Raw genomic sequence first — 26,288 nt, forward strand, 5'->3', positions numbered from 1 at the left:
CCGAGGCGAGGGTGATCACGCCTGAGCGTCCTCCGTGCGGAAGGGGAAGCCCAGGTGACGCAGCAGAGCGCGGCCCTCGGCATCCGTCTTCGCGGTGGTGACGACGGTGATGTCGAAGCCGCGGACGCGATCGATCTTGTCCTGGTCGATCTCGTGGAAGACCGACTGCTCCTGCAGGCCGAACGTGTAGTTGCCGTTGCCGTCGAACTGGGCGCCCGACAGGCCGCGGAAGTCGCGGATGCGGGGAAGGGCCAGCGAGACCAGCCGGTCGATGAACTCCCACGCGCGGTCACCGCGGAGGGTGACGTGCGCGCCGATGGGCTGTCCCTCGCGCAGCTTGAACTGCGCGATCGACTTGCGGGCCTTGGTGACGATCGGCTTCTGGCCGGTGATCTTGGTGAGGTCGTCGACCGCGCCATCGATCACCTTGCTGTCGCGAGCAGCCTCGCCGACGCCGGTGTTCACGACGACCTTGACCAGTCCGGGCGTCTGCATGACGTTCGCGTAGCCGAACTCCTCCTGCAGCGCCTTCTTGATCTCGGCGTTGTACTTCTGCTTCAGGCGCGGCTGGATTTTGCGAGCGGGCGCGGCAGTATCGATGCTCATGTTCAGAGGTCCTTGCCTGACTTCTTCGCGTAGCGCACGCGGACGGTGCGCTTGACGCCGTCCTTCACCTGCTCCTCGACGCGGTGGCCGACGCGGGTCGGCTTCTTGGTCGAGGGGTCGACGACGGCGACGTTGGAGATGTGGATGGGTGCTTCGAACGTCTCGATGCCACCCGTCTTGGTGCCGCGCTGGGTCTGACCCACGCGGTTGTGCTTCGTGACGTAGTTCACGCCCTCGACGATGACGCGGTTCTGCTCGGCGAGGACCTCGAGGACCTTGCCCTGCTTGCCGCGGTCGCCGCCGCGCTCGGGCTTGGCGCCCGAGATGACCTGAACCAGGTCGCCCTTCTTGATGTTCGCCATGATCAGATGACCTCCGGGGCGAGCGAGACGATCTTCATGAACTTCTTGTCGCGAAGCTCACGGCCGACCGGTCCGAAGATGCGGGTGCCACGGGGCTCCCCGTCGCCCTTCAGGATCACGGCGGCGTTCTCGTCGAACTTGATGTAGGAACCGTCGGGACGACGGGTCTGCTTGACGGTGCGGACGATCACGGCCTTGACCACGTCGCCCTTCTTGACGTTGCCACCGGGGATCGCGTCCTTGACGGTGGCGACGATGATGTCGCCCAGGCCGGCGTACCGGCGCTGCGAGCCGCCGAGCACGCGGATCGTGAGCAGCTCCTTGGCGCCGGTGTTGTCGGCGACCTTGAGGCGGGATTCCTGCTGGATCACTTGGCCTTCTCCAGGATCTCGACCAGACGCCAGCGCTTCGTGGCGCTCAGCGGGCGGGTCTCGTTGATGACGACCAGGTCGCCGATGCCGGCGGAGTTCGACTCGTCGTGGGCCTTGACCTTCGACGTGCGGCGGATGACCTTGCCGTAGAGCGGGTGCTTCACGCGGTCCTCGACCTCGACGACGATCGTCTTGTCCATCTTGTCGCTGACGACGTAGCCGCGGCGGGTCTTGCGGTAGCCGCGCGCGTCCGCGTCGCGCACGTCGTGCGCGGCCGACTCGTGGCCCGCGACCTCGACCACAGGGGCCTCGGTCTTGGCGGCGGCGGCCTTCTTGGGGGCGGCCTTCTTCTCGGTGGTCTCAGCCATCACTCGGCCTCTTCCTTCACGGCCTCGTCGGCGGCATCCGCCTTCTTGGCCTTGCTCTTCTTCGCCTTCGTCGTGTCGACCGCGGCGGGCGTGGCACGGATGCCGAGCTCGCGCTCACGGATGACGGTGTAGAGCCGCGCGATGTCGCGCTTCACGGCGCGGATGCGGCCGTGGCTCTCGAGCTGGCCGGTGGCCGACTGGAAGCGCAGGTTGAACAGCTCCTCCTTGGCCTTGCGCAGCTCCTCGACGAGGCGCTGGTCTTCGAACGTGTCGAGCTCGCTCGGGGCGAGCGTCTTGGTGCCGATCGCCATTATGCGTCGCCCTCCTCGCGCTTGATGATGCGTGCCTTCAGGGGCAGCTTGTGGATGGCACGGGTCAGGGCCTCGCGAGCGAGGGTCTCGTCGACGCCGGCGACCTCGAACAGGACGCGGCCGGGCTTGACGTTGGCGACCCACCACTCGGGCGAGCCCTTACCGGAACCCATGCGGGTTTCGGCCGGCTTCTTGGTGAGCGGGCGGTCGGGGTAGATGTTGATCCACACCTTTCCACCGCGCTTGATGTGACGGGTCATCGCGATACGAGCGGACTCGATCTGACGGTTCGTCACATAGGCCGGCGTGAGCGCCTGGATGCCGAACTCACCGAACGACACCTTGGTGCCACCGGTGGCCTGGCCCGAGCGGCCGGGGTGGTGCTGCTTGCGGTACTTGACCTTGCGGGGGATAAGCATCAGGCAGACGCTCCTTCTGCCACGGGGGCCTCGTTGCGGCGGTCGCCACGGGGGCCGCCACGACGGTCGTCGCGACCGCGGGGCGCCTTCGGGGCGTTGGCCTGCTCGCGAGCGAGCTCCTTGTTGGTGAGGTCGCCCTTGTAGATCCAGACCTTCACACCGATGCGGCCGAAGGTGGTCTTGGCCTCGTAGAAGCCGTAGTCGATGTTCGCGCGCAGCGTGTGCAGCGGCACACGACCCTCGCGGTAGAACTCCGAACGGCTCATCTCGGCGCCGCCGAGGCGGCCGGAGACCTGGATGCGGACGCCCTTGGCGCCGGCGCGCTGAGCGCCCTGCAGACCCTTGCGCATCGCGCGGCGGAAGGCCACGCGGGCGGAGAGCTGCTCGGCGATGCCCTGCGCGACCAGCTGAGCGTCGGCCTCGGGGTTCTTGACCTCGAGGATGTTCAGCTGGATCTGCTTGCCGGTGAGCTTCTCGAGGTCGGCGCGGATGCGCTCGGCCTCGGCGCCGCGGCGGCCGATCACGATGCCCGGGCGGGCGGTGTGGATGTCGACGCGGACGCGGTCGCGGGTGCGCTCGATCTCGATGTTGCTCACACCGGCGCGGTCGAGCTGCGTCGCGAGGAGCTTGCGGATACGGATGTCCTCGGCCACGTAGTCGGCGTAGCGCTGGCCCGGCTTCGTCGAGTCGGAGAACCACCGCGACACGTGGTCGGTGGTGATGCCGAGGCGGAAGCCGTACGGGTTGACCTTCTGGCCCATTACTTGCTCGCCTTCTTCGTGGTGCCGGCAGACGCCGTCTCGGCGACCTCGGGCGTGGACAGCACGACCGTGATGTGGCTCGTGCGCTTCTTGATCTGGAACGCGCGTCCCTGGGCACGGGGCTGGAAACGCTTGAGCGTCGTGCCCTCGTCCACGTAGGCGTTCTTGACGTAGAGGTCCTGGTCGTCCAGGAACTCGTTCGTCTTGTCCGCCGTGACGCGGGCGTTCGCCATCGCCGAGGCGACGAGCTTGTAGATCGGCTCGCTCGCGCTCTGCGGCGCGAACTTCAGGATGGCGAGGGCCTCTTCGGCCTGCTTGCCCTTGATGAGCGCGACGACACGACGAGCCTTCTGAGGGGTCACGCGGATGTGTCGCACGCGTGCGATGGACTCCACCATTTCTCTCTCCTCTCGGTCGCCTTAGCGGCGACGGCCCTTCTTGTCGTCCTTCACGTGGCCGCGGAAGGTGCGGGTGGGCGCGAACTCGCCCAGTTTGTGGCCGACCATGGTCTCGGTCACGAACACGGGGATGTGCTTGCGACCGTCGTGCACGGCGATCGTGTGGCCGAGCATGGCCGGCACGATCATCGAACGACGGGACCAGGTCTTGATGACGTTCTTGGAACCGGCTTCGTTCTGGACGACGACCTTGCGAAGCAGGTGATCGTCGACGAAGGGGCCCTTCTTGAGACTGCGAGGCATCTTCCTCTACTCCTACTTCCGCTTCTTGCCGGCGTTGCGACGACGGACGATGTACTGGTCGCTTTCCTTGTTCGCGTGACGCGTGCGGCCTTCCTTCTGGCCCCACGGGGTCACGGGGTGACGTCCACCGGACGTCTTGCCCTCACCACCACCGTGCGGGTGGTCGACCGGGTTCATCGCGACACCGCGGACGGTCGGGCGGATGCCCTTCCAGCGGTTGCGGCCGGCCTTGCCCCAGTTGATGTTCGACTGCTCGGCGTTGCCGACCTCGCCGATGGTCGCCCGGCAGCGCGCATCGACGTTGCGGATCTCACCCGAGGGCAGACGCAACTGCGCGTACGGGCCGTCCTTGGCGACCAGACGCACCGAGGCGCCGGCCGAACGAGCCATCTTGGCCCCGCCGCCGGGACGCAGCTCGATGGCGTGGATCACGGTACCGGTGGGGATGTTGCGCAGCGGCAGGTTGTTGCCGGGCTTGATGTCGGCGCCGGGACCCGACTCGACGATGTCGCCCTGCGACAGCTTGTTCGGCGCGATGATGTAGCGCTTCTCGCCGTCGACGTAGTGCAGCAGCGCGATGCGCGCGGTGCGGTTGGGGTCGTACTCGATGTGCGCGACCTTGGCGTCGATGCCGTCCTTGTCGTTGCGACGGAAGTCGATGACGCGGTACTGGCGCTTGTGCCCACCGCCGATGTGGCGGGTGGTGATGCGGCCCTGGTTGTTGCGGCCACCGGTCTTGCTGAGCGGGCGGAGGAGCGACTTCTCGGGCGTCGATCGGGTGATCTCGGCGAAGTCGGCCACCGACGAGCCGCGGCGACCCGGGGTCGTGGGCTTGTACTTGCGAATAGCCATTGTTCTCTAGTCCTCTATCCCGACCGTCAGCCGACTGCCGTGAAGATGTCGATGGTGCCCGACTTCAGGGTCACGATGGCGCGCTTGGTGTCCTTGCGCTTGCCGGTGCCGAAGCGGGTGCGACGGGTCTTGCCCGTGCGGTTCAGCGTGTTGACCGCGGCCACCTTGACGCCGAAGATCTTCTCGATGGCGAGCTTGATCTCCGTCTTGGAGGCACGCGGGTCCACCAGGAACGTGTACTTGCCCTCGTCGATGAGCCCGTAGCTCTTCTCCGAGACGACCGGCTTCAGGATGATGTCGCGCGGGTCCTTCTGTACGGCGGTCATGCCGAGACCTCCTCGGTGACCGACTTCGAGGCGATGAACGCGTCGATGGCGGCCTTGGTGAAGACGATGTCGTCGGAGACGAGCACGTCGTAGGCGTTGAGCTGGTCGGAGTACAGCACGTGGACGTACGCGAGGTTGCGCACGCTCAGCACGCTGAGGTCGTCGTCACGGGTGAGGACGACCAGCACGTTCTTCGTGGGCGCCAGCGCGGCGAGCACCGCGGCGGCGGCCTTCGTCGACGGGTTGCCCTCGATGCCGAACGAGTCGACGACGTGCAGACGCGAACCCCGGGCGCGGTCGCTGAGCGCACCCAGGAGGGCGGCGGCGATCATCTTCTTGGGGGTGCGCTGGCCGTAGTCACGCGGCTTCGGGCCGTGCACGATGCCACCGCCGGTCATGTGCGGCGCGCGGATCGAGCCCTGACGGGCGTTACCCGTGCCCTTCTGCTTGAAGGGCTTGCGGCCGGCACCGGAGACCTCACCGCGACGCTTGGTCGAGTGGGTGCCCTGGCGGGCGGCGGCGCGCTGCGCGACGACGACCTGGTGGATGAGCGGGATGTTCGTCTTGACGTCGAAGATCGCGGCGGGCAGCTCTACGGAGCCGGCCTTCTTGCCGTCGGTCTTCACGACGTCGAGCGCGAGAGTCGAGTCAGCCATGATCAGGCACCCTTCACTGCGTTGCGGACGTAGACGATGCGGCCACGCGCACCGGGGACGGCGCCCTTGACGAGCAGCAGACCCTTCTCGGCGTCGACGGCGTGCACCGTGAGATTGAGGACGGTCACGCGCTCGCCACCCATACGGCCGGCCATGCGCATGCCCTTGAAGACGCGGCTCGGAGTCGACGAGGCGCCGATCGAGCCGGGCTTGCGGTGGTTGCGGTGCGCACCGTGCGATGCGGACACGCCCTTGAAGTTGTGACGCTTCATGACACCGGCGAAGCCCTTGCCCTTGCTGGTGCCGACGACGTCGACCAGCTGGCCGGCCTCGAAGGTGGCGTCCACCGTGAGCTCCTGACCGAGTGAGTAGTCAGCGGCGTCGGCGGTGCGCACCTCGGTGAGGTGGCGGCGGGGGGTCACGCCGGCGGCCTCGAAGTGGGCCGACTGCGGCTTGTTGACCTTGCGCGGGTCGATCTGGCCGTACGCGATCTGAACGGCGTTGTAGCCGTCCTTCTCGGGCGTGCGGATCTGGGTGACGACGTTCGGCGCGAGCTCGATCACCGTGACGGGGATGAGCTTGCCGTTCTCGTTCCACACCTGGGTCATACCGAGCTTGGTGCCCAGCAGGCCCTTCGAAATCTTGGAGTTGATGTCAGCCATGTCGAGCCTCAGAGCTTGATCTCGATGTTGACATCGGCCGGGAGGTCGAGACGCATCAGCGAGTCGACGGCCTTGGGCGTCGGGTCGATGATGTCGATGAGGCGCTTGTGGGTGCGCATCTCGAAGTGCTCGCGGCTGTCCTTGTACTTGTGGGGCGACCGGATGACGCACACGACGTTCTTCTCGGTCGGCAGGGGCACGGGGCCCACCACGGTCGCGCCCGCACGGGTCACGGTGTCGACGATCTTGCGCGCGGAGCTGTCGAGCCCTGCGTGATCGTACGACTTCAGGCGAATGCGGATCTTCTGTCCCGCCATTGTCTGCTCACTCTCTTTCCGCGTCATACCTCTCGGGCATTGGACGCACGGGGGCGTGGGAGGGTGCTCCCTCGCCCTGGGCACTTCGTTCACCGCTCGTCACGGTGGATGCTGCACCACTGTTCTGCTGTCACACCGGCTGCCGAGGCATCCGGCTCCCCACTCCCCGCACGCACGCGTGCGCTCCCGCGAACGGGATGGGAGTGTGGATGTGGTGTTCTGCTGCCCGCGGCCTAGGACCCTGCGCTCTCGCGCCGCCTATGCACTGCCCTGGCAGTGATCCTCTGCACGCCGAAGGCGCGCTGGAATGTGGAACTTCCCTAGTCTACGTGCAGCCCGGGCGTGTCGCAAACTCGGGCGTGTCGCGATTCCCGCGCACCCTCGGCGGGCGCGACGGCGGCCCGGGAGCGTGAGCTCCCGGGCCGCCGGTGGTGCGGATGCCGCTACTCGGTGCCGATCGACTTGTCGATGTTGTCGCGCACGCCGTCGATCTGCTCGTGGGCGCCCTCCGGGGCGACCTTCTTGACGAAGTCCGCCGCCGCGTCCAGCACGTTGTCGCTGATCTGCTCGGCCTGGTCGCTCTTGAGCGCCTCACCGATCTTGTCCTTGTTCTGCTCCAGGAAGTCCTTGCCCTGGTTCACGAGATCCTCGATACCCATGTCCACTCCTTCACGGCCCCCGGTGGGCGTCGGTGCCATCTTGGCCCACCGGCCCGGCGGGGGGAAGAGCGGTCACGGGGCGCCGCGGGCGGCTGGAGATCCACACGTAGGCGACGAGCACGACGACGGTGCCGCCGAGGATCACCGCCCACCAGGGGAACCGCGGCACGTCGGGCCGCTTTCCCGCGGCGTTGACGTCGTCGGTCGGCGTCGGGAGCACCCGCTCCCCCGTGACGAGGATGCGGTGACTGTTGATCCCCAGCGGCGTGCAGGTGATGAGGGTGACGAGGTCCTTGCCCGGCTGCGGGTACAGCGTCTCTGTGTCCTGCGGCTCGACGACCGTCGTGCTGATCACGCGGTAGGTGAGGATCTCGCCGAACACCTCGATCGTGAAGGTGTCGTCGACCTTGACCTGGTCGAGATGGTCGAAGAGCTCGGCGGTCGCCAGGCCGCGGTGGCCGGTCAGCACCGAGTGGGTCCCGACCCCGCCGACGGGCAGCGCTGTGCCCTCGAGGTGACCGACTCCGCGGGCGAGGGTGTCGTCCGAGGTGCCGTGGAAGATCGGCAGGTCGGCGTCGATCGAGGGGATGCGGATGCGGGCCATCAGCCCCTCCGCGTCGGCGTTCAGCAGCGTCCCGTACGAGTCGTGAGCCGCGGCATCCTGTCCCGCCAGAGGCTTGCGTTCGTTGGCCGCCACGACTGAGGATCCGTCGGTCAGCTGCGCGTTGTAGGCCGTGGCCGCCGCGATCGCGTCCGTGCGCGCGTTCGGGCCGAGGTCGCGGACGGCCCCGGAGTACTGGTCGATCTCCAGCGCCTGCTGATACTGCGTGAACCACGCCGCGATCGTCGGGTACATCAGCAGCAGCACCCCGGCGAGCGCCGTGACGGCGATGACGATCGACAGTCCCGAGACGCGGCGCTTGGCGCGCGCGGGTCGGGGTGGTGCCGTATCGACGTCGGTCATGAGGTGATGCTGCGCTTCCTGGGCTGAAAGAGTGCTGGCCGGCCGCTGCTCGCGCAGCGGCCGGCCAGGAGGGATGTCGCGCTTACGCCTCGACAGTAGCCGCGCGGCGACGGCGGTTGCCGATCACCACGGCGGCGCCGATCGCGACGGCCAGCAGCGCGCCGCCGCCGATGCCGAACCAGAGGCCGCCGTCACCACCGGTGAGGGGCAGCGCCCACGCAGGCACCTGCTGGAAGGCCACGGGCACGTAGTTGTTGCCCGCCGTCTTCGGGTCCGCCGGGATGACCGGCGTGCCCGCGACCACGGTGACCGGACGCGGAGTGGCGCCGACCAGCGTGTAGCCGGGCACGTTCGTGGTGACCGCGACCTGGTAGTTGTTCGTCCCGCCCGTCGCCGGGATGTTCGGGAACGTGACCTGACCGGTGGTCGGGTCGGCGGTGCCCGTCACCGCGACGCCGTTGACGATCACCGCGTTGCCCGCGGAGTCCAGCAGCGCGTAGACGGCACCGCCGAGCTGGTTGGTGTTCGTGCCCTGCGCGTACGTGAAGATCGTCAGGTTCGCGAACGGCGTGGTGGCGGAGACCACCGGGCCGGTCTGCGTGCCGTCGATGGCGCCGTTGGTGGTGCCGTTGATCGACGTACCGGCCGTGTTGGTGATCTGACCGTTGGTGGGAACGCTGATGACACGTGCGAGCACGTTGAACGTCACGAGGCCGCCCTGGTTGGCCTGCAGCTTTGTGAGACCCGATGCGTTGAAGGTCGCCTTCAGCTGCGTCGCCCCACCGGTGGTGCTGGGGGCGATCGTGACGTCGTTCGTGTTCGCCGCGCCGATCGTCAGCGCGACGTCGGCGGTGTTGGCCGCGTTGCGCAGCGTGACCGTCGGTGCCGCGACACCCGTCAGACCGGTGACGTTGGTCACGAACGCCAGGTTCGTCGGGTTGATCGTGTCGGAGACGACGAAGGAGTTGACCGTCGTCGCCGGCTGCGTGGTCGGCAGGATCGGCACGCTCGCGGTGATGTTCCAGCGCACCAGGTCACGACCGGCGGCCGTCTCCTGGGCCGTCGGCGCGATGACCGTCTTGTTGAGCGAGGTCACACCGTTCTTGGGGTACACCTGCACGTCGTAGATCCAGGTGTCGTTCGCGGTGTTGGCCTGCGGCAGGGTCACCAGGAACGGGTCGGACCGCGTCGTGACGGTGCTGGGGGCTGCCGTCTCGGTGACGAGGTACATCGACTTGGTGAGACCGTTGGCGGCCTGCGTGAACTGCAGGTAGCCGTCCTCGCCCGCGTTGGTGGCGGTGGTGCCGGTGACGGCGGTGCCGAGCGTGTAGCCCGAGACGGCCTGCGTGGGCGTCTGACCCCCGGCGATCGCCGCGCGGATGGCGGCGACCTGCTGCCAGCCGGCGTCGGTCGTGAGGTCGATCGTGCCGACGCGCTGCACCGAGAAGGTGACGCCGTTGATGCCGGCGCCGGGAACCGACGCGTTGGTCTCGTTGCCGACACCGGGCGTCACGCCATTGGTGGCGGTCTTGGCGTGCTTGTGGATGGTCAGCGCGACCGGGGTCGCGTTGTTGATGTTGACGGCGTTGGCCGGGACGGCCCCCGCGACGGCCACCATCGCGCCGAGCGCGATGGCGCCCACAGCGGCGGTGATCCGCTTCATGGTTGCGTTCATTTTCCCCCCCGAGATCGGAGTGTGGGTAAGGGTGTTCTGGGTGTTGTTCTGGGTGGGTTCGTTGGGGACGGATGTCGGTGGTGCTGCCGAGGGCAGTCGGTACCGGTAGAGGGGTCTTCTCATGCCGACGACCTCCGCGATCGGCGCCACGTGCGCAGCGCGGCCGCGCCGGCGGCGATCACGAGCACGACGGCGCCCGCGATCAAGAAGGCGTCGGTGGCGGGGCCACCGGTCAGCGGCAGGGCGATCTGCGGCGCCTGCGCGTTGATGAAGCGGTAGAACGCCGTGCCGCCGGCCGCCGGGGTCGTGATCGCGGAGCCGACCGTCACGCAGCTCGTGGCCGAGGCATCCGTGCACTGCTGGAGGACGGTCTGGTACCACAGCCGCGGGGAGTTCGCGGTGGTCGTGGCCTCCGTGAGCGTGTAGCTGAAGCCGGGGCGCACCTCGATCGCCGTGCCGCTCGCGCTGCCGACGACGCTCGTCGCGGTGAGCCCGGCGAAGGTCGCGGGCGTCGCGGTGAGCGTGAAGGCGCTCGGCAGGTACGCCGCGGGCGCACCGGCGGCGATGCTCTTGATGAGGGTGATGGTCGAGGTCGCGTTCGTGACGCGGCACGTGACGGTCGCGCCCTGCGGGAAGGTGACGTCACCGGCGGCGGTGACGGCGACGGCCTGTGAGTTGGCGTCGAGGCACTGCCAGTTGCCGACCTGCTGGTACGTCGCGGGACCGCCGCTCTCGGCGAGGTTGTACGAGACACCGGCGGAGACCGGGATGCTGGTGGTTCCGGCCGTTCCGGTGGTTCCCGTCGGGCCGGGGAGCGCGTTGGCGTTGCTGCGCGTCGCCGCGAGACTCCATGTCGACGGCGCGACAGAGCCGGACGAGACCGTCTTGACCAGCGTCACGGTCGCGATCGGACGGTTGGTGAAGGTGCAGTCCACGGTGTTGCCCGCGGCGATCGCCGCGCCGCCCAGGGCGAGACTGATCGTGCCGGCAGCACCCGTGTAGGTCGTGGGGGTCGCGCCGCGCGTCACCGTGCACGAGATGCTGTCGGAGCGGTAGCCCGTCTGCTGGATCTCGGACAGGGTGAGGTTGGCCGAGGAGGCGGCCGTGCCGAACAGCACGAAGAAGGTCGCCGAACCGTCGGCGGCCGTCGGCGCCTCGGCCCGGTTGGAGGTGTTCCCGCTGTTGACGGGGAGCGTCGCCGTACCGGTCGAGGCGGTGATCTGCGTCGCCACGCGCCAGTTCGCCGCCGGCTGCGGGTTCGCGCCGAGTCCGTCGACGACGGATTTGCGGAGGATGACGGTGGCGGCCGGCTGCGGAGTGTTGTAGAACGTGCATGCCACACCGACACCCTCTTGGAAGGGGATCGTCACACTCGCCTGGCGCGTCGTGCCGGTCAGCTGCGCGGAGGCGATGCGCTGCCCGTCGGCCCAGCATTCGTAGATGGTCGTGTAGTTGGTGATCGCACCCGAGGTCGCCGTCTCGGCGATGGTGAGCGTGGTGCCGACCTGCGCGACCATGGGCCCGATCCGCTGCGCCTGGGTGCCCGTCGCCGTGCCGGTCGTCGTAGCGGTGCCGATCGGAGCCGCCTGCCCCGCGACGGTCATCGTGATCTGGAACTGATCGGTCGCGGTGAAGCGGGAGACGATGTTCTTCTCGAGCGAGATGGTCGAGGGCGACGCGCACGTGGCGAGGTCGGTGCCGGTCGCGTTGACGCCGGCGATCTGTCCGAAGACGCCGCCGTACGCGTACGTGGTGGACGGGAGGATCGCGGCCCACGTCTGCGGGTCGTACTGCTGCACCCCGGCCCCGTCGGCGAGGTAGACGGTGCCCCGGGCGGTGAAGCCGATGCCGTTGACGTTCTGGAGGGAGGGGGAGCCGGCGGCCGCGGTGCTGGCGGCGATCGCTCCCGTGCCCGACGCGGCGTCGTAGGCCGCCTTCGTGATGTCGATCGTGCGGGTCTGGTTGGCCCGCGAGACGACGATGTGGAGGTTGCCGTTGCGGTCGAACGCGAGGTCGCCGTTCGCCGCCACCGCGTAGCCGGTGGCGACCACGCCCTTCTGGACGAATCTCGGCGTCCCCGTCTCGTTGTACTCCCACAGCGCCACCTGGCTGGCCGCGTTGGCGGTGGTTCCCGTCATCACCACGTACTTGTTGGCGCCTGTACTGGGATCGGTGCGGATCGCACCGCCGATGATGGCGGTCCCCGTGCCGAGCGACACGTTGGGCGTGCTGTCGACCACGGAGGTCAACGTGGTGGCGCCGCCGGAGGTGTACTTGATGACGCTCTGGGCGATATCGGCGGTGGCGCCGCGGATGATCGCGAACGCGGACGTGCCGCCCGGGACGACCGCGAGGGCGTTCGCGGCGTTCGTGGTGGTGGTGCCGGCGATCGCGTCGGCGACCTTCGTCACTGCGCCCGTGGAGGCGTTGACCTGGGCGATCGCGCCGTTCTGACCCACCGCGTACACGTAGTTGCTGTCGCAGTAGAGCGTCGCGGTCGCCGTCGCGGTGTTGGTGAAGGTGCAGACGATGTCGGCGCCGGCCTCGTCGGGGATCGTGACGTTGCCCGAGCCCGAGGTGCCGCTCGCGATCGTCGCTCCGGCTCGCACGCACGAGTAGATGGTGTCGTACGTGTCGAGCGTTGCGGTGGTCAGGATCGTCTCCGCGATGACGTAGGTCGCCCCGCGGGTGACGGCGACCGGGCCGACCTTCTGCGTCTGGAGCCCGGTGGCGGTCCCGGTGGTCGTCGCCGACGACAACTGGGTACCACTGGCCGCGCTCAGTGTCAGCTGGAACTGGTCGGCGGTGATCGCCCGGGAGACGACGTTCTTCTGGATCGTGATGGTCGCGGCGGCGGTCACGGTGACGGATGCCGCCGGCGGCGCGGAGAAGCCCGTCGTGCTCGTCGTGGCGGCCGGGGCGATCGTGTAGGTGCCCGCGTTCGCGGCGACGACCTGGACTGTCACCGTGCACGAGGTCATCCCCGCGGTGAGGTCTCCGCCGGTCGCCCCCACGGTCGATCCGCCGGCTGCAGCGGTGACGGAGTACGCGGTGCCGGTCGCATTGGTGCACGTTCCGCCGACGGCCGGTGTCGGCGCGACCACGACACCCGACGGCAGCGCGGTCGAGAAGGCCCAGTCGGTCTTGGCGGCGAGCTCGCTGGTGTTCGTGATCGTGAACGTCAGAGTCGAGGGCAGGCCGGCACTGACGGTTCCCGAGTCGAAGGCGATGTCGAGCGCCGGGGTCACGTCGAAGATGTCGATGTTGTCGAGGCCGAACCCGCTGCCGATGCCGGTGGTCGAGTTGGTGATCTGCACCTGCGCGCTCGAGAGCTGCGCCGGCGTCAGGAGAGCGGACGCGGTGCCGGTGTAGGTCGCGGCGCGCACCGAGGCGGAGATTGCCGGGTCGGTGCCGCCGCCGCTGGCAGTCTGGGTGGGCGACGTGTAGAAGACCGATCCGGACGCCGCGCACGGCACGACCGCGGTGGGGAACGCGTTGAGGAGCGATACCCCGGCTGCGGTCACGAGTCCGGCTGACAGCGAGGCGTTGTTCGTGCCGCAGCGCGCGCCCACGGCATCCATCTGCATCGTGTAGTAGCGGTTGTCGGTTGCCGTAACACCGATGCCCGCGGCCGAACGCAGCACTTGCGTGCCGCCGGCGACGACCGCGTAGGGGACGGCGGTCAGCGCATGGTTGGACTGTGTGCCCGTCGCGCCCGCAGTCGAGCCGTTCACGGGCGCGGCGGCGGTGGTTCCACCGACGGTGCCGTTCGCGAGCTGGCCCAGCACATCGGCCATGCGGCGCACATCGCGAGCGCTGAGCGTGGAGGTGTTCGCCGCCTGACTCGGGCAGAATGACGCGTTCGGGTAGGTCGCCGTGTAGTTGACGAGAACGCCGGTGCAGTTGGTCCCGGTGTTCCAGCCGGTGGATGCCGTGTACCGCCCGGTCGCGTACGTCGAGATCGCGCTGGGCGTGGTCGTCGTGAGCCCCTGCTCGAAGTTCTCGGTCCAGACAGGTGTCGGCGCCTCCGGAACACCCGCTGCCATGATGCCGATGCCGCTCGCGGCGAGCATGCGCGACTGGGCCGCGTTGCGCACGGCCGTCGGGCCGGTGGGGGGCGCCGCGCTCGCCGATGAGGTCGGGGTCGGCGTCGGAGTCGTCGCAGGAGTGGGCGTCGGCGTCGCGGAAGGTGTGGCGCTCGCCGTGGGCTCGGATGTGGTGGACGGCGACGGAGCCGACGTGGGTGCCGGAGTCGCCGACGGTGTGTCGGTCGGAGTCGGCGTCGCGGTGTCGGTCGCGGCAGGCGTCGGCGTGTCCGTGGGCGCGGGTGTCGCGGCCACGGCGGAGCCGCCGATGGCGAGCAGACCGACGACGAGGGCACCGGTGACCGCGAGGGCGGTCGCCTTCCGGGCGCGACGGAACAGCGAAAGCGAGGGGGTAGTCAAGAGCGAGTCATCCAGACAGGGATCGGTGGCTTCAAGGCGCACCGCGGTGTGCAGGATTTCCCCCCTTCGAAACTACGAATAGACGACGCCAGACACGGCAGAGACTCTCCTCGTAGTGTGGGGGGCGGGAGAGTCTCGTGTTGCTTGCGTGACTGCTGTATCCACCCTAGAGAGAAGTGCAATAAGCGTCAAGCGTGACGCGCGAGACGCAGGGGACTTTCACGGCAACGCCGAGAAGCCCCCCAGGCCGATGGCCTGGAGGGCTTCTGCGGAACAGCAGGTCTTACTTGAGGATCTTCGTGACCGTGCCGGCGCCGACGGTGCGGCCACCCTCACGGATCGCGTAGCCGAGGCCCTCTTCCATGGCGATGGGCTGGATCAGCTCGACCGTCATGTCGGTGGTGTCGCCGGGCATGACCATCTCGGTGCCCTCGGGCAGCGAGATGACGCCGGTGACGTCGGTGGTGCGGAAGTAGAACTGCGGGCGGTAGTTCGTGAAGAACGGGTTGTGGCGGCCGCCCTCCTCCTTGGACAGGATGTACGCCGTGCCCTCGAAGTTGGTGTGCGGGGTGACCGAACCGGGCTTCACGACGACCTGGCCGCGCTCGACGTCGTCACGCTTGGTGCCGCGCAGGAGCAGACCGCAGTTCTCGCCGGCCCAGGCCTCGTCGAGCTGCTTGTGGAACATCTCGATACCGGTGACGATCGTCTTCTGCGTCGGGCGCAGACCCACGATCTCGACCTCGGAGTTGATGGCCAGCGTGCCGCGCTCGGCGCGACCCGTGACGACCGTGCCACGGCCGGTGATGGTGAAGACGTCCTCGACGGGCATGAGGAACGGCTTGTCCTTGTCACGCACCGGGTCGGGGATCGAGGCGTCGACGGCCTCCATGAGCTCGACGATCTTCTCGGTCCACTCGGCGTCGCCCTCGAGAGCCTTGAGGCCCGAGACGCGCACGACCGGAGCGTTGTCGCCGTCGAAGTCCTGCGACGACAGCAGCTCGCGGACCTCGAGCTCGACGAGCTCCAGGATCTCCTCGTCGTCGACCATGTCGGACTTGTTCAGCGCGACGAGCAGGTAGGGCACGCCGACCTGCTTGGCGAGCAGCACGTGCTCGCGCGTCTGCGCCATCGGGCCGTCGGTGGCGGCGACCACGAGGATCGCGCCGTCCATCTGAGCGGCACCGGTGATCATGTTCTTGATGTAGTCGGCGTGGCCCGGGGCGTCGACGTGCGCGTAGTGACGCTTGGGGGTCTCGTACTCGACGTGCGAGATGTTGATCGTGATGCCGCGCTGACGCTCCTCGGGAGCGGAGTCGATCGACGCGAAGTCGCGCTGCACGTTGGTGGCCGACGGGTACTTGTCGGCGAGCACCTTCGAGATCGCTGCGGTGAGCGTGGTCTTGCCGTGGTCGACGTGACCGATCGTTCCGATGTTCACGTGCGGCTTGGTGCGCTCGAACTTGGCCTTGGCCACTGGGTCCTCCTCAGGACGTTCGTGTAGGGAACCGGTCGCTGGGTTGCGACCGGTTCGCTACGGGGATTTCTCTAGCTTAGTCGTGTGTGAAGTTGTGAGTTTGTGGATGCCGGGGCTCGGGCCGTCGGAGCGGACCGGGCCCCGGCATCCGAAGGGCTTATTCGCCCTTGGTCTTCTGGACGATCTCGTCCATGACGTTGCGCGGGACCTCGGCGTAGCTGTCGAACTCCATGGAGTAGACGGCACGGCCTGAGGTCTTGGAGCGCAGGTCGCCGATGTAGCCGAACATCTCGGACAGCGGCACGTTGGCGCGCACGACCTTGACGCCCGCGGCATCCTCCATCGACTGGATCTGACCGCGACGCGAGTTCAGGTCGCCGATGACGTCGCCCATGTACTCCTCGGGCGTACGCACCTCGACGGCCATGATCGGCTCGAGGATGACCGGGTTCGCCTTGCGGAGGGCCTCCTTGAAGCCCATCGAGCCGGCGATCTTGAACGCCATCTCGGACGAGTCGACATCGTGCGAGGCACCGTCGAGCAGGATCGCCTTGACGCCCACGATGGGGTAGCCGGCGAGCACGCCGACGTTCATCGCGTCCTGGAAGCCCTGGTCGGTCGGGGAGATGTACTCGCGCGGGATGCGGCCACCGGTGACCTTGTTCTCGAACTCGTACGTCTTGTCGGCCGTGACCTCGAGAGGCTCGATCGTGAACTGGATCTTGGCGAACTGGCCCGACCCACCCGTCTGCTTCTTGTGGGTGTAGTCGTGCTTCTCGACCGACTTGCGGATCGTCTCGCGGTAGGCCACCTGGGGCTTTCCGACGTTGGCCTCGACCTTGAACTCGCGCTTCATGCGGTCGACCAGGATGTCGAGGTGCAGCTCGCCCATGCCCTTGATGACCGTCTGGCCGGTCTCGGCGTTCTGCTCCACGCGGAACGTCGGGTCCTCCTCGGCGAGCTTCTGGATCGCCAGACCCAGCTTCTCCTGGTCGGCCTTGGTCTTGGGCTCGATCGCGACCTCGATGACCGGCTCCGGGAACGTCATCGACTCGAGGACGACCTGGTTCTGGCTGTCGGACAGCGTGTCGCCCGTGGTGGTGTCCTTGAGGCCGATGACGGCGTAGATGTGACCGGCGGTGACCGAGTCGACCGGCATCTCCTTGTTGGCGTGCATCTGGAAGATCTTCCCGATGCGCTCCTTCTTGCCCTTGGTCGCGTTGACGACCTGGGCACCGGAGTCGAGGTGACCGGAGTACACGCGGATGTAGGTGAGACGACCGAAGAACGGGTGCGTCACGATCTTGAACGCCAGGGCCGCGAACGGCTCGTCGCGGTCGGCGTGACGCTCGATGATGATCTCTTCGTTCTTCGGGTCCTTCGCCTCGATGGCGGGGACGTCCAGCGGCGAGGGCAGGTAGTCCACCACCGCGTCGAGCATGGGCTGCACGCCGCGGTTCTTGAACGCCGAACCGCACAGCACCGGGTAGAGCTCGGAGGCGATCGTCATCTTCCGGATCGCGCCCTTGATCTCGGCGACCGTCAGCGGCTCGCCGCCGAAGTGCTTCTCGAGGAGCTCCTCGTCGGACTCGGCGACCGTCTCGAGCAGGATCTCGCGGTACTCCGCGGCCTTGTCGGCGAGGTCGGCCGGGATCTCCTGGATCTCGTACTTGGCGCCCATGGTCACGTCGCCCTTGGCGTCGCCGGGCCACACCAGCGCGCGCATCTCGACGAGGTCGATGACGCCGACGAAGTCGTTCTCGGAGCCGATGGGCAGCTGGATGACGAGCGGCTTGGCCTTGAGGCGGTTGACGATCGTGTCGACGGTGAAGTAGAAGTCGGCGCCGAGCTTGTCCATCTTGTTGACGAAGCAGATGCGGGGCACGTCGTACTTGTCGGCCTGACGCCACACGGTCTCGGACTGGGGCTCCACGCCCTCCTTGCCGTCGAAGACCGCGACGGCGCCGTCGAGAACGCGGAGCGAGCGCTCCACCTCGACGGTGAAGTCCACGTGGCCGGGAGTGTCGATGATGTTGATCTGGTTCTTGTCCCAGAAGCACGTGACGGCGGCGGAGGTGATCGTGATGCCACGCTCCTGCTCCTGCTCCATCCAGTCGGTGGTGGCAGCGCCGTCGTGGGTCTCGCCGATCTTGTGGTTGACCCCCGTGTAGAACAGGATGCGCTCGGTCGTCGTCGTCTTTCCGGCATCGATGTGCGCCATGATGCCGATGTTGCGGACCTTGTTGAGGTCGGTGAGCACTTCTTGTGCCACGGGGTGTCTTCCTTACGTGTGGTGAGGGATGTCGCGGTGGTGCCGGCCGGGAAGGGTGTCCCCGGCCGGCACCGGATCGCTGATTACCAGCGGTAGTGGGCGAAGGCGCGGTTCGACTCGGCCATCTTGTGGGTGTCTTCGCGGCGCTTGACCGCGGCACCCAGGCCGTTCGAGGCATCCAGGATCTCGTTCTGGAGGCGCTCGGTCATCGTCTTCTCACGACGGCCCTTGGCGTAGCTGACGAGCCAGCGCAGGGCGAGCGTGTTGGCGCGGTGAGGCTTGACCTCGACCGGCACCTGGTAGGTCGAACCGCCGACGCGGCGCGACTTGACCTCGAGGGTCGGGCGCACGTTGTCGAGCGCCTTCTTGAGGGTGGCGACGGCGTCCTGGCCGCCGTTCTTCGCCTCTACACCGCGCAGGGCGGTGTAGACGATCGACTCGGCGATGGACTTCTTGCCGTCGACGAGGATCTTGTTGACGAGCTGGGTGACGATCGGCGCGCCGTAGACCGGGTCGTTGACGACGACGCGGCGAGGAGCGGGTCCCTTGCGAGGCATGGTACTTAACCCTTCTTCGCGCCGTAGCGGCTGCGAGCCTGCTTACGGTTCTTGACGGCCTGGGTGTCGAGCGCACCGCGGACGATCTTGTAGCGGACACCCGGAAGGTCCTTCACACGACCGCCGCGCACCAGCACGAGCGAGTGCTCCTGCAGGTTGTGGCCCTCGCCGGGGATGTAGGCGGTGACCTCGGTGCCGTTGCGGAGCTTGACACGGGCGACCTTGCGCATCGCCGAGTTGGGCTTCTTGGGCGTGGTCGTGTAGACGCGGGTGCAGACCCCGGCCTGCTGCGGGTTCGACTTGAGCGCCGGCGCCTTGGTCTTGGTGACCTTGGGCGAGCGTCCCTTGCGAACCAACTGCTGAATGGTTGGCACGTTCTCTCCTTGTTGTGCTGCACGGTGACAGCGTTCGTGTTCTCCCGGCCCGCGCGGTGATTCTTGCGATTCGTCGCGCGGCGCCTCACGTTGATCCGCCGGCACGGCAGAATGACTGCCGTACGTGTTGGTGGATATGCCGTGGGGGTTGGCCTGTTCGCAGGCCGGTTCCCTGAGATGGTGCGATCCATGGCCCGGCTCCGCGCCGAGGCGCGGTGCAGGGCGCGCGTGAGCGCACACCCGATCAATGATACGCGCCGCGCGGCAGGGTGGTCAAATGAGCGGATGCTGCGGCGCGCGGTCGTTCTCCGCGCCGGGGCCCGCTCCCCCGCAGGTCACCGCAGCGTCAGCAGCACGATGAGCAGTGCGCCCCCGATGACGACCATCGCGGCGCCGCCGCCGAGCACGACGAGCAGTCGCCGGGCGGCCAGTCGGCGCTCGGCCCGCCCGGGCGGCGGAGGCGCCACCGCACCGCCGGCGCCGGAGCGAGGACGGGAGGGGCGTCGCGGGACGATCACGGCCTCGGCCGCGCGCGCGCGGTACGCGGAGGCATCCGGAACCGGGCCGGCCGCCGTGCGCACCGGGTCGACGGGGGCGTCGGCCAGCGGATCGACGACCCCCGGCTCCGCCGCGCGCGCGGAGCGACGACGAGACTCGCGGCGGGCGATCATGGTCGAGCCCGCCCAGCTCTCGGACGAGGCGCCGGTCACCTCGCCGTCGCGGCGACGCAGCAGCGTGATGTCGTCGGGCTCCTCGCCGGGCGCACCGGGGTCGGTCACGCGCCGCTCCGCCGCAGCCGCACCTCCGCGTCGCCGAGGAAGAAGCGCTCCCCCGCGGCGACCTCGACGCCGGGCTGCGCTTCGAGCTCGGTGCCCATCAGCGTGGGCAGCAGGACGCCGTTGGTCGAGCCGAGGTCGGTGATCATCCACTGGTCGCCCCGCAGCTCGAGGCGCGCGTGGGTCTTCGACACGGTGCGGGTCTCGTCGGCGATCGGCACGAGCTGCGCCGTCGGGTGGGCGGGGTCGCCGGAGGGCCGACGGCCCACGATGATCACGTCGGAGGTGAGGTCGATCGTCTTGCCGATGGGCGGCACCAGCTCCCATTCGACGCGCCGGCGGCGGGCGATGATCGTCTCGTCGAAGCCTTCGTCGTCGGGGATCCCGGGTCGCGCGGACAGTGCCGAGACCGCGCCGAGAGCGGAGCGGGGGGATCCGGCCATCGGCGCGCCGACGACGGCCGAGACCTCGTCGGTGGTGTCGACGGGCATGTCGGGCTGCGGCGAGCGGCGCGGCGCCCACGGTTCGACCGGCGGCTCCTGGCGCACGATCGGCACCCGGGTGACGAGGGGCGCCGCATGCGCCGGTGCGGGGATGCCCGGGGCCGGAGGCGACGCGTCGACCGGCTCGGCGATCGGGGACGGCACCGCAGGAGGGGCGACGTCTTCGTCGGGCGCGGCACCCGGCAGGCTCGGGGCCGGCGGCGACGCGTCGGAGGCTTCGGCGGCCGGAGACGGCGCCGCGTGGTAGGCGACGTCCTCGTCGGGCTCCTCCCAGCCGGCGCGGCGGGCCCGGGCGGCGGTGGCGGCCGACTGCGGCGGGACGGCCCCGGGCGCGATCGCGGAGACTTCGAGGTCGTCGTCGAGCTCGTGCTGGTAGGAGCGGAGCGCGTGGGCGGACCCCCCGACGGGGGCGGGCGTCCACGCGGGAGCGGGTTCGGCGACCACGCTCGAGGCAGGGGCGGATGCGGCCGGCGCCGGAACGGCGGGGGCGGCGGGCGCGAGGAGGTCGTCCGAGGGATCCGCCGATGACCGGTGCGGCCAGCCCGCGGGTGCTCCGGCCGGCGACGCGGGCGCGGTCGGCTGCACCGCCCAGTCGCCGTACACGGCGGACCCGGCGGGGGCCGCCGCCGGAACAGGGACGCTGATGTTGCCGGTGCGGGAAGGGCCGCCGATGTCTTCGGGGTGGCCGAGCCACCGCGCCGAGCCGAAGCCCACGACGCTCGCCCACACCGGGAACAGCAGCGCCGCCAGCACCGTCATGCCCGGACCGAGTCCGAACGCGAGGTTGACGCGGTGGCAGGCGATCACCTGCACGGCGTAGAGCACGATCCACCCGACGATCGGGAAGAGCAGCAGGAGCAGGAACCACCCCGAGAAGCCGCCGAGGCGCAGGAGCACGACCTGGTTGTAGATCGGCACCCAGCCCTTCCACGACTCCTCCCCCGACTTGCGGAACACCGCGGAGAGGGCGAGCGCCGTCCAGAGGTAGAGCACCACCGAGAGGACGGTGGTGGTCAGCCCCAGGGTGACGCCGATCGGGTCTGTGGTGCCGGGTGGGTTCATGTCGACGGGCGCGCGCGGGCTGCGCGTCGCCTCCCCCTCTCGATGATGGGCTGGATGCCTCGCCGGCCGGCAGGCACCAGGAACCGTAGGAACGATCTCAACGATACGGCCGTGCGGGCCCGGCGCCAGAGTCCGCCTTCGCGGCGGAGCGCGCGGCGGTCGGCGTCGACAAGGCTCCAGTACTCCTCGGCGTCGTGCTCCGACACCTCCGCGTCGCCGAAGACGGCCCGGTCGGCCTGCGCCGCCAGTCGCTCCGCGGAGGCCGTCGCGAACCCTGTGGCGAGCTCCGACCGCGTGAGGTCGGTCGGCGCCGGACGCCCCGCATCCACCGCCGCGTCGGCGTACTCCTCCCAGCCCGCGGCGACTCGCCCGGCCGGATGGGGCACCGCGCGGCGGGTGCGGCGGCGGGCCGCCTTGGCCGCGATCACGAGCACCAGAGGTCCGCACAGTACGAGCGCGATCAGCAGGCCGATGGCGCTGAACCGCAGCACGGGCCACAGCCACGAGAGGTCGAGGCCCGCGGGTGCCGCGCTGTCGTTCTGAGCCGTGTCCTCCTGCAGAGGCGGCGGCGGCACGACGTCGGCGACCCCGTCAGGGCGCACCTCGGTCACGTTCTGGGGGTCGCGCAGCTGGGTGAGGTCGAGGCTCGGGGCGACCGTGTGCTGCGGGGTAGCGTCGACGGGCACCCAGTCCCCGCTCGCCGTGCGCACCTCGGCCCAGGCGGACAGGTCCTGCGCGCGACACGTGCCGGAGTCGCACACCGCCAGGTCGGGGTCGGTGCCGGTGAGCCGGGCACCGAGCACGACCCGCGCCGGGAAGCCGAGCTCCTGCGCCATGAGTGCCACCGCCACCGCGAACTGCTCGTCGTCGCCGATCGCGGCGACGTAGTCCCCCGTGGTCGCCGCCCTCGCATCGCCCTCGCGCTGCAGGAGACGCCCGAAGAGGGCGTCCACCCGCGCCAGCGAGTGACCCGACGCGCTCGGCTGGAAGCCGTAGTCGCCGAGTGCCCTCATCCACACGGGCGGATTGGCCGGGTCGATCGACAGCGCGTGGCTGAGGTACCCGCGCTCGCGCAGCAGCGTCACGAGCGAGGCGAGCGCCGCGCCGCCGGTGCCCGAGACGTGCTGCTTCACCCAGGCGCGCAGGTTGGGGGGCGCCTCGACGGCCGGCGTGGTACCGGGGGCCACGGCGTCCTGCAGGGCGACGGCCGTCGGCTGCACCGCCGAGACGGTGTAGGTGTCGCCCGCTGCGAAGCCGCCGTCGGCGGTCTGGACACCGGCGAGCGCCTCGCCGCTGTAGTAGAAGCGATCGGCGAGGGCTCCGGCCCGGGCACCGGAGAACCTCACCGAGGCGACGCTGCCCGCGGTCGGCATCCACACCCCGGTCAGCGCGCCGATCGTGACCGTGACCTCCGTCGGGGCGCCGGGTCCGGCATCCCTCGCCGCCGGCACGCGCACGAACTGCGCCCCGTCGACAGTGCCCGAGCCGCCGCTGCGGAACACCTGGCCGTCGTAGCGGTCGAGCGTGGCGACGCGCACCCGGTCGGGCAGGGGGCCGCCGGAGGAGACGGTGAACACCACGTCATCGGCGCGGGAGTCGGCGAACAGCGAGCGGTAGGTGGCGAGCGGGCTCACCTCCTGCGACAGGTCGATCTGCGGGCCGACGGCGGTGCGCAGCACGTCGCGCCCGCGACCCTGCGCGGCGGCGGGGACGATGGCCACGGCGACCAGCACGGCGACGGCGACCATGCCGCCGCCGAGCACCGCGCGACGGCGATCGGTGCGAGACGAGCTCCGCGTGAGATGGATGCCGGTGGATGCCGCCGCCCGGTCGAGGGCGCGCATGCGCTCCTCCCGCGTGCGCCACGCCATCCACGCGATGCTCGCCACGATGGCCGCCACCCCGGTGGCCGTCTCGACCGGCGCCCGCAGCACGAGCGGACCGAGCTCGAGGGGCGCCGAGACCGTGGTACGTCCGAAGAACAGCCCGAACGAGACCATCGCGAGGCCCACCGCCGCCGCGGCGTACGCCGCGCGTCCGGGGCGCCAGGCCAGGCGCAGCGCGGCGCACACCCCGACGAGGAACACCAGCAGCGCGGGCACGAGCAGGTTGCGGTAGGCGCCGACGGGGAGTTCGACGGTGAGCAGATCCTTCCAGCCCAGCACCGCTCCGACGGCGACCTCACCCAGCCCCGCGGCCAGCTCGCCGAGCCCGCCGAGCCGCGTGGGCACGGCGAGGGGGACGCCCAGGACGACGACGGACGCCGCGACGACCCCCGTGACGACCAGGCCCCGCCAGCCGCGCAGGCGCGCGACGACGGCGATCAGCGCGGCGACCGTCGCCGCGACCACCACTAGGACGGCGAACTGCCACGAGCGGTAGATCGGCCACGCCGCGACGGCGGCGATCGCCGTCATCACCGCGACGTAGACCGCGCCGCCCGCCACGGTCGAGCGCCCGGCGGCCACCGCGCCGACGGTCACGACGACGCTCCGCGCAGCAGCAGTCCCGAGAAGTCGTCGAGGGTGCCGACCGTGAGCACAGTCATCCCGGCCAGCGTCTGCAGCCGCGGGTGCGCGCGCTCGTCGCACACCACGCCGACCACGGTGGTGTCGGCGGCGAAGGAGAGCGCCGCCCGGCGCAGGCGCGCGAACGACACGGGTGATCCGACCACGAGGAACGCGACCGAGAGCCGATCGTTGGATTCGACCGCGAGACGGCAGACCTCCTCGGCCGCCATCGTGTTCTCGCTGAGCTGCACACCGCAGAAGCCGTCGAGGAGCGCCCGTGGCGAGGAGGTCGGCAGGTGGCGGAGGGAGCGGAGGCGGGTCTTGACCACTCGCGGGATCTGCTCGCCCACGACGATGTCGAGGTCGCGCGCGTCGCGCACCGCGCGCACCCCCAGCGACGCGGCGCACGAGACGGCCAGCTCGAACTCGTCGGCGTCGGCGTACTCCTGCTCGGCGGCGCCCAGGACGATCGCGAGTCGCGCCCGCCGCGACTCCTCGTACTGCCGCACCATGAGGCGCCCGGTCTTGGCGGTGGACTTCCAGTGGATCTGCCGGCGCGAGTCTCCCGGCGCGTACTCGCGGATCGCATGGAAGGACATGTCGGCGTCGACGAGCCGGCGGGTCGGATCTCCGTCGAGGTCGCGCAGGAGCCCGGTGCTCATGGCCGGCAGGCTCGCCGTGCGCGGGTGCACGTACAGCTCGTGCACGTCGGCGAACGCGTGCTCGCGGCGCAGCAGCCCGATCGGGTCGCTGCGCACCGTGGTCGCCGGCCCGACCGTCACGATCCCCCGGCGCTGCGGGGGGATGTCGAGCACCTCCTCGATGAGGTGCCCCGGGCGCAGCAGCGGCACGCCCACTTCGACCAATCCGGCGCCGACCGGGATGTCGATGCGGCCGGGGAGCGCGAGGCGCCTGCCCTCGTTGCGCACCACGATCCCGCCCCCGATCGCGTCGCCGGCCACGATCCGCTCGTGCGCGAGGCGCAGGTCGACCGCGTACGAGCGGGCACCGAACAGGAACGGCACGCTCATCGCCAGCAGCAGCAGGGCGATGACGCCTGCCACGATCCACTCCACCCAGCCGAACACGAGTCCCAGGACGAGTCCCGCCGAGGCGGCCACGGCCACCAGGGCCCCCGCGGGCCGCACGGTGTCGACCAGCCAGCCCCCCGCGGCATCCGCCCACCGTCCCGCCTCGCGGCGCGCCGAGGCGAGGCGCACGGCGGCGCGCACGAGGCGTCCGTCGCCGCGGGCCGCTGAGGTGAGTTCGCCGCGCGTCTGGGTGCCGGTGGAGCCCGCAGTGCGGGTGAGACGGGATTCGGTCAGGCTCATACGGCCTCGCGCGAACTGGGCGGGGTGACGTCGAGCAGCACCTTGCCGACCACGGCCTCCTGCGTGACGCCGTCGAACTCCGCCTCGGGGTGCAGGATCAGGCGGTGCGAGAGCACGGCCACCGCGAGCGCCTTGACGTCGTCGGGCGTCGCGAAGGTGCGGCCGAGCGATGCCGCGCGGGTGCGCACGGCGCGGGTGAGGGCGAGCGCGCCGCGGATGCTGACGCCCAGGCGCACCTCGTCGGCGGAGCGGGTGGCGTCCACCAGCCGCGCGATGTAGTCCAGGACGAGGGCGTCGACGTAGACCTCGGCGGCGAGGTCCGCCATGCCCACCAGCACCTGCGGGGCGATGATCCACTCCAGCTCGGAGGTGGCCACGGCCGCGCCGTCGAGGATGCGGACGGTGGCGGCGTGGTCGGGGTAGCCGAGCGAGGTGCGCAGCATGAAGCGGTCGAGCTGCGCCTCGGGGAGGCGGTAGGTGCCCGCCTGCTCGATGGGGTTCTGGGTGGCGAGCACGAGGAACGGCACGCCGACGGGACGCGTGATGCCGTCGATCGTGACGTTGCCCTCCTCCATGACCTCCAGGAGCGCGGACTGCGTCTTCGGGCTGGCGCGGTTGATCTCGTCGGCGAGCACGATGTTGGCGAACACCGGACCGGAGTGGAACTCGAACTCGCCGGTCTTCTGGTCGTACACGGTGATGCCGGTGATGTCGCCGGGGAGCAGGTCGGGCGTGAACTGGATGCGGGTGTTCGTGCCCTGCACCGACTGCGCCAGTGCGCGGGCGAGCGAGGTCTTGCCCGTCCCCGGGACGTCCTCCAGCAGCACGTGGCCGTCGCTGAGCATCGCGGTGAGCACCAGCTCGACGACGTGGCGCTTGCCGAGCACGGCGCGCTCGACGTTGTCGGCGATCTGGGCGAACGTCTGCGAGAACCAGGTGGCCTGCTCTGCGGTGATGGTCATGCGGTGTTC

The 26,288-nt window shown here is 69.7% G+C and carries 27 protein-coding genes; all 27 read right to left on the minus strand.

Translation table 11 applies throughout. The features are described 5' to 3' along the window. Nucleotides 1–15: 15 nt before the first annotated feature. On the minus strand, nucleotides 16–606 hold the full coding sequence (gene rplE / locus ACSJDX_RS01265; RefSeq protein WP_438353790.1) for a 50S ribosomal protein L5: 591 nt from the start codon (nucleotides 604–606) through the stop codon (nucleotides 16–18). A gap of 2 nt (nucleotides 607–608) precedes the next feature. After that, nucleotides 609–968: a 50S ribosomal protein L24 gene (rplX, locus tag ACSJDX_RS01270; RefSeq protein ID WP_438353791.1), complete on the minus strand. Its 360-nt coding sequence runs from the start codon at nucleotides 966–968 to the stop codon at nucleotides 609–611. Nucleotides 969–970: 2 nt separating this feature from the next. After that, on the minus strand, nucleotides 971–1,339 hold the full coding sequence (gene rplN / locus ACSJDX_RS01275; RefSeq protein ID WP_438353792.1) for a 50S ribosomal protein L14: 369 nt from the start codon (nucleotides 1,337–1,339) through the stop codon (nucleotides 971–973). After that, entirely contained in the window at nucleotides 1,336–1,707 is a 372-nt protein-coding gene (gene rpsQ / locus ACSJDX_RS01280) for a 30S ribosomal protein S17 (protein ID WP_438353793.1), read from the minus strand. Before rpsQ ends, rplN begins: the two co-directional genes overlap by 4 nt. Then, a complete protein-coding gene (gene rpmC, locus ACSJDX_RS01285) occupies nucleotides 1,707–2,018 on the minus strand; it encodes a 50S ribosomal protein L29 (RefSeq protein WP_438353794.1) in 312 nt (103 codons plus the stop codon). The genes rpsQ and rpmC overlap by 1 nt, the downstream gene beginning before the upstream one ends. Beyond that, nucleotides 2,018–2,437 (minus strand): 50S ribosomal protein L16, encoded by a 420-nt coding sequence (gene rplP / locus ACSJDX_RS01290; RefSeq protein WP_150893235.1) that lies wholly within the window; start codon nucleotides 2,435–2,437, stop codon nucleotides 2,018–2,020. The genes rpmC and rplP overlap by 1 nt, the downstream gene beginning before the upstream one ends. After that, entirely contained in the window at nucleotides 2,437–3,198 is a 762-nt protein-coding gene (gene rpsC / locus ACSJDX_RS01295; protein ID WP_438353795.1) for a 30S ribosomal protein S3, read from the minus strand. Before rpsC ends, rplP begins: the two co-directional genes overlap by 1 nt. After that, nucleotides 3,198–3,596: a 50S ribosomal protein L22 gene (rplV, locus tag ACSJDX_RS01300; RefSeq protein WP_438353796.1), complete on the minus strand. Its 399-nt coding sequence runs from the start codon at nucleotides 3,594–3,596 to the stop codon at nucleotides 3,198–3,200. Before rplV ends, rpsC begins: the two co-directional genes overlap by 1 nt. 21 nt (nucleotides 3,597–3,617) lie before the next feature. Next, nucleotides 3,618–3,899, minus strand: coding sequence for a 30S ribosomal protein S19 (gene rpsS, locus ACSJDX_RS01305; protein ID WP_378841541.1), 282 nt, complete (start codon nucleotides 3,897–3,899; stop codon nucleotides 3,618–3,620). 12 nt (nucleotides 3,900–3,911) lie between these two features. Continuing rightward, the gene (gene rplB, locus ACSJDX_RS01310; protein WP_438353797.1) at nucleotides 3,912–4,751 is read right to left on the minus strand and encodes a 50S ribosomal protein L2; all 840 of its coding nucleotides are present in this window, start codon (nucleotides 4,749–4,751) and stop codon (nucleotides 3,912–3,914) included. Nucleotides 4,752–4,777: 26 nt separating this feature from the next. Then, the gene (rplW, locus tag ACSJDX_RS01315) at nucleotides 4,778–5,077 is read right to left on the minus strand and encodes a 50S ribosomal protein L23 (protein ID WP_438353798.1); all 300 of its coding nucleotides are present in this window, start codon (nucleotides 5,075–5,077) and stop codon (nucleotides 4,778–4,780) included. Then, nucleotides 5,074–5,733, minus strand: a complete 660-nt coding sequence (gene rplD / locus ACSJDX_RS01320) for a 50S ribosomal protein L4 (RefSeq protein WP_438353799.1) — start codon at nucleotides 5,731–5,733, stop codon at nucleotides 5,074–5,076. Before rplD ends, rplW begins: the two co-directional genes overlap by 4 nt. A 2-nt stretch (nucleotides 5,734–5,735) precedes the next feature. Next, nucleotides 5,736–6,395, minus strand: a complete 660-nt coding sequence (rplC, locus tag ACSJDX_RS01325; protein WP_438353800.1) for a 50S ribosomal protein L3 — start codon at nucleotides 6,393–6,395, stop codon at nucleotides 5,736–5,738. A gap of 8 nt (nucleotides 6,396–6,403) precedes the next feature. After that, nucleotides 6,404–6,712: a 30S ribosomal protein S10 gene (gene rpsJ, locus ACSJDX_RS01330; protein WP_013584016.1), complete on the minus strand. Its 309-nt coding sequence runs from the start codon at nucleotides 6,710–6,712 to the stop codon at nucleotides 6,404–6,406. Between the two features lie 443 nt (nucleotides 6,713–7,155). Then, nucleotides 7,156–7,371, minus strand: a complete 216-nt coding sequence (locus ACSJDX_RS01335; RefSeq protein ID WP_438353801.1) for an Rv0909 family putative TA system antitoxin — start codon at nucleotides 7,369–7,371, stop codon at nucleotides 7,156–7,158. A 10-nt stretch (nucleotides 7,372–7,381) separates the two neighbouring features. Then, on the minus strand, nucleotides 7,382–8,335 hold the full coding sequence (locus ACSJDX_RS01340; RefSeq protein WP_438353802.1) for a class C sortase: 954 nt from the start codon (nucleotides 8,333–8,335) through the stop codon (nucleotides 7,382–7,384). A gap of 82 nt (nucleotides 8,336–8,417) precedes the next feature. After that, nucleotides 8,418–9,998, minus strand: coding sequence for a SpaH/EbpB family LPXTG-anchored major pilin (locus ACSJDX_RS01345; protein ID WP_438353803.1), 1,581 nt, complete (start codon nucleotides 9,996–9,998; stop codon nucleotides 8,418–8,420). A 131-nt stretch (nucleotides 9,999–10,129) separates the two neighbouring features. Then, nucleotides 10,130–14,455: a beta strand repeat-containing protein gene (locus tag ACSJDX_RS01350; protein ID WP_438353804.1), complete on the minus strand. Its 4,326-nt coding sequence runs from the start codon at nucleotides 14,453–14,455 to the stop codon at nucleotides 10,130–10,132. 283 nt (nucleotides 14,456–14,738) lie between these two features. Continuing rightward, complete coding sequence (gene tuf / locus ACSJDX_RS01355) at nucleotides 14,739–15,932, minus strand: elongation factor Tu (protein WP_438353805.1); 1,194 nt, start codon at nucleotides 15,930–15,932, stop codon at nucleotides 14,739–14,741. Nucleotides 15,933–16,089: 157 nt separating this feature from the next. Further along, a complete protein-coding gene (gene fusA / locus ACSJDX_RS01360; protein ID WP_438353806.1) occupies nucleotides 16,090–18,204 on the minus strand; it encodes an elongation factor G in 2,115 nt (704 codons plus the stop codon). 83 nt (nucleotides 18,205–18,287) lie between these two features. Next, entirely contained in the window at nucleotides 18,288–18,761 is a 474-nt protein-coding gene (rpsG, locus tag ACSJDX_RS01365; protein WP_150448877.1) for a 30S ribosomal protein S7, read from the minus strand. Nucleotides 18,762–18,766: 5 nt separating this feature from the next. Beyond that, nucleotides 18,767–19,135, minus strand: a complete 369-nt coding sequence (gene rpsL, locus ACSJDX_RS01370) for a 30S ribosomal protein S12 (protein ID WP_017201609.1) — start codon at nucleotides 19,133–19,135, stop codon at nucleotides 18,767–18,769. Between the two features lie 335 nt (nucleotides 19,136–19,470). Beyond that, a complete protein-coding gene (locus tag ACSJDX_RS01375) occupies nucleotides 19,471–19,914 on the minus strand; it encodes a hypothetical protein (RefSeq protein ID WP_438353807.1) in 444 nt (147 codons plus the stop codon). Further along, a complete protein-coding gene (locus ACSJDX_RS01380; RefSeq protein ID WP_438353808.1) occupies nucleotides 19,911–21,476 on the minus strand; it encodes a DUF5684 domain-containing protein in 1,566 nt (521 codons plus the stop codon). The genes ACSJDX_RS01375 and ACSJDX_RS01380 overlap by 4 nt, the downstream gene beginning before the upstream one ends. Beyond that, entirely contained in the window at nucleotides 21,473–23,959 is a 2,487-nt protein-coding gene (locus ACSJDX_RS01385; RefSeq protein WP_438353809.1) for a transglutaminase domain-containing protein, read from the minus strand. Before ACSJDX_RS01385 ends, ACSJDX_RS01380 begins: the two co-directional genes overlap by 4 nt. After that, nucleotides 23,956–25,317 (minus strand): DUF58 domain-containing protein, encoded by a 1,362-nt coding sequence (locus ACSJDX_RS01390; RefSeq protein ID WP_438353810.1) that lies wholly within the window; start codon nucleotides 25,315–25,317, stop codon nucleotides 23,956–23,958. Before ACSJDX_RS01390 ends, ACSJDX_RS01385 begins: the two co-directional genes overlap by 4 nt. Next, complete coding sequence (locus tag ACSJDX_RS01395) at nucleotides 25,314–26,279, minus strand: AAA family ATPase (protein WP_438353811.1); 966 nt, start codon at nucleotides 26,277–26,279, stop codon at nucleotides 25,314–25,316. Before ACSJDX_RS01395 ends, ACSJDX_RS01390 begins: the two co-directional genes overlap by 4 nt. Nucleotides 26,280–26,288 lie beyond the last annotated feature (9 nt).

This window comes from Microbacterium fluminis, assembly GCF_051549805.1.
Taxonomy (GTDB): domain Bacteria; phylum Actinomycetota; class Actinomycetes; order Actinomycetales; family Microbacteriaceae; genus Microbacterium.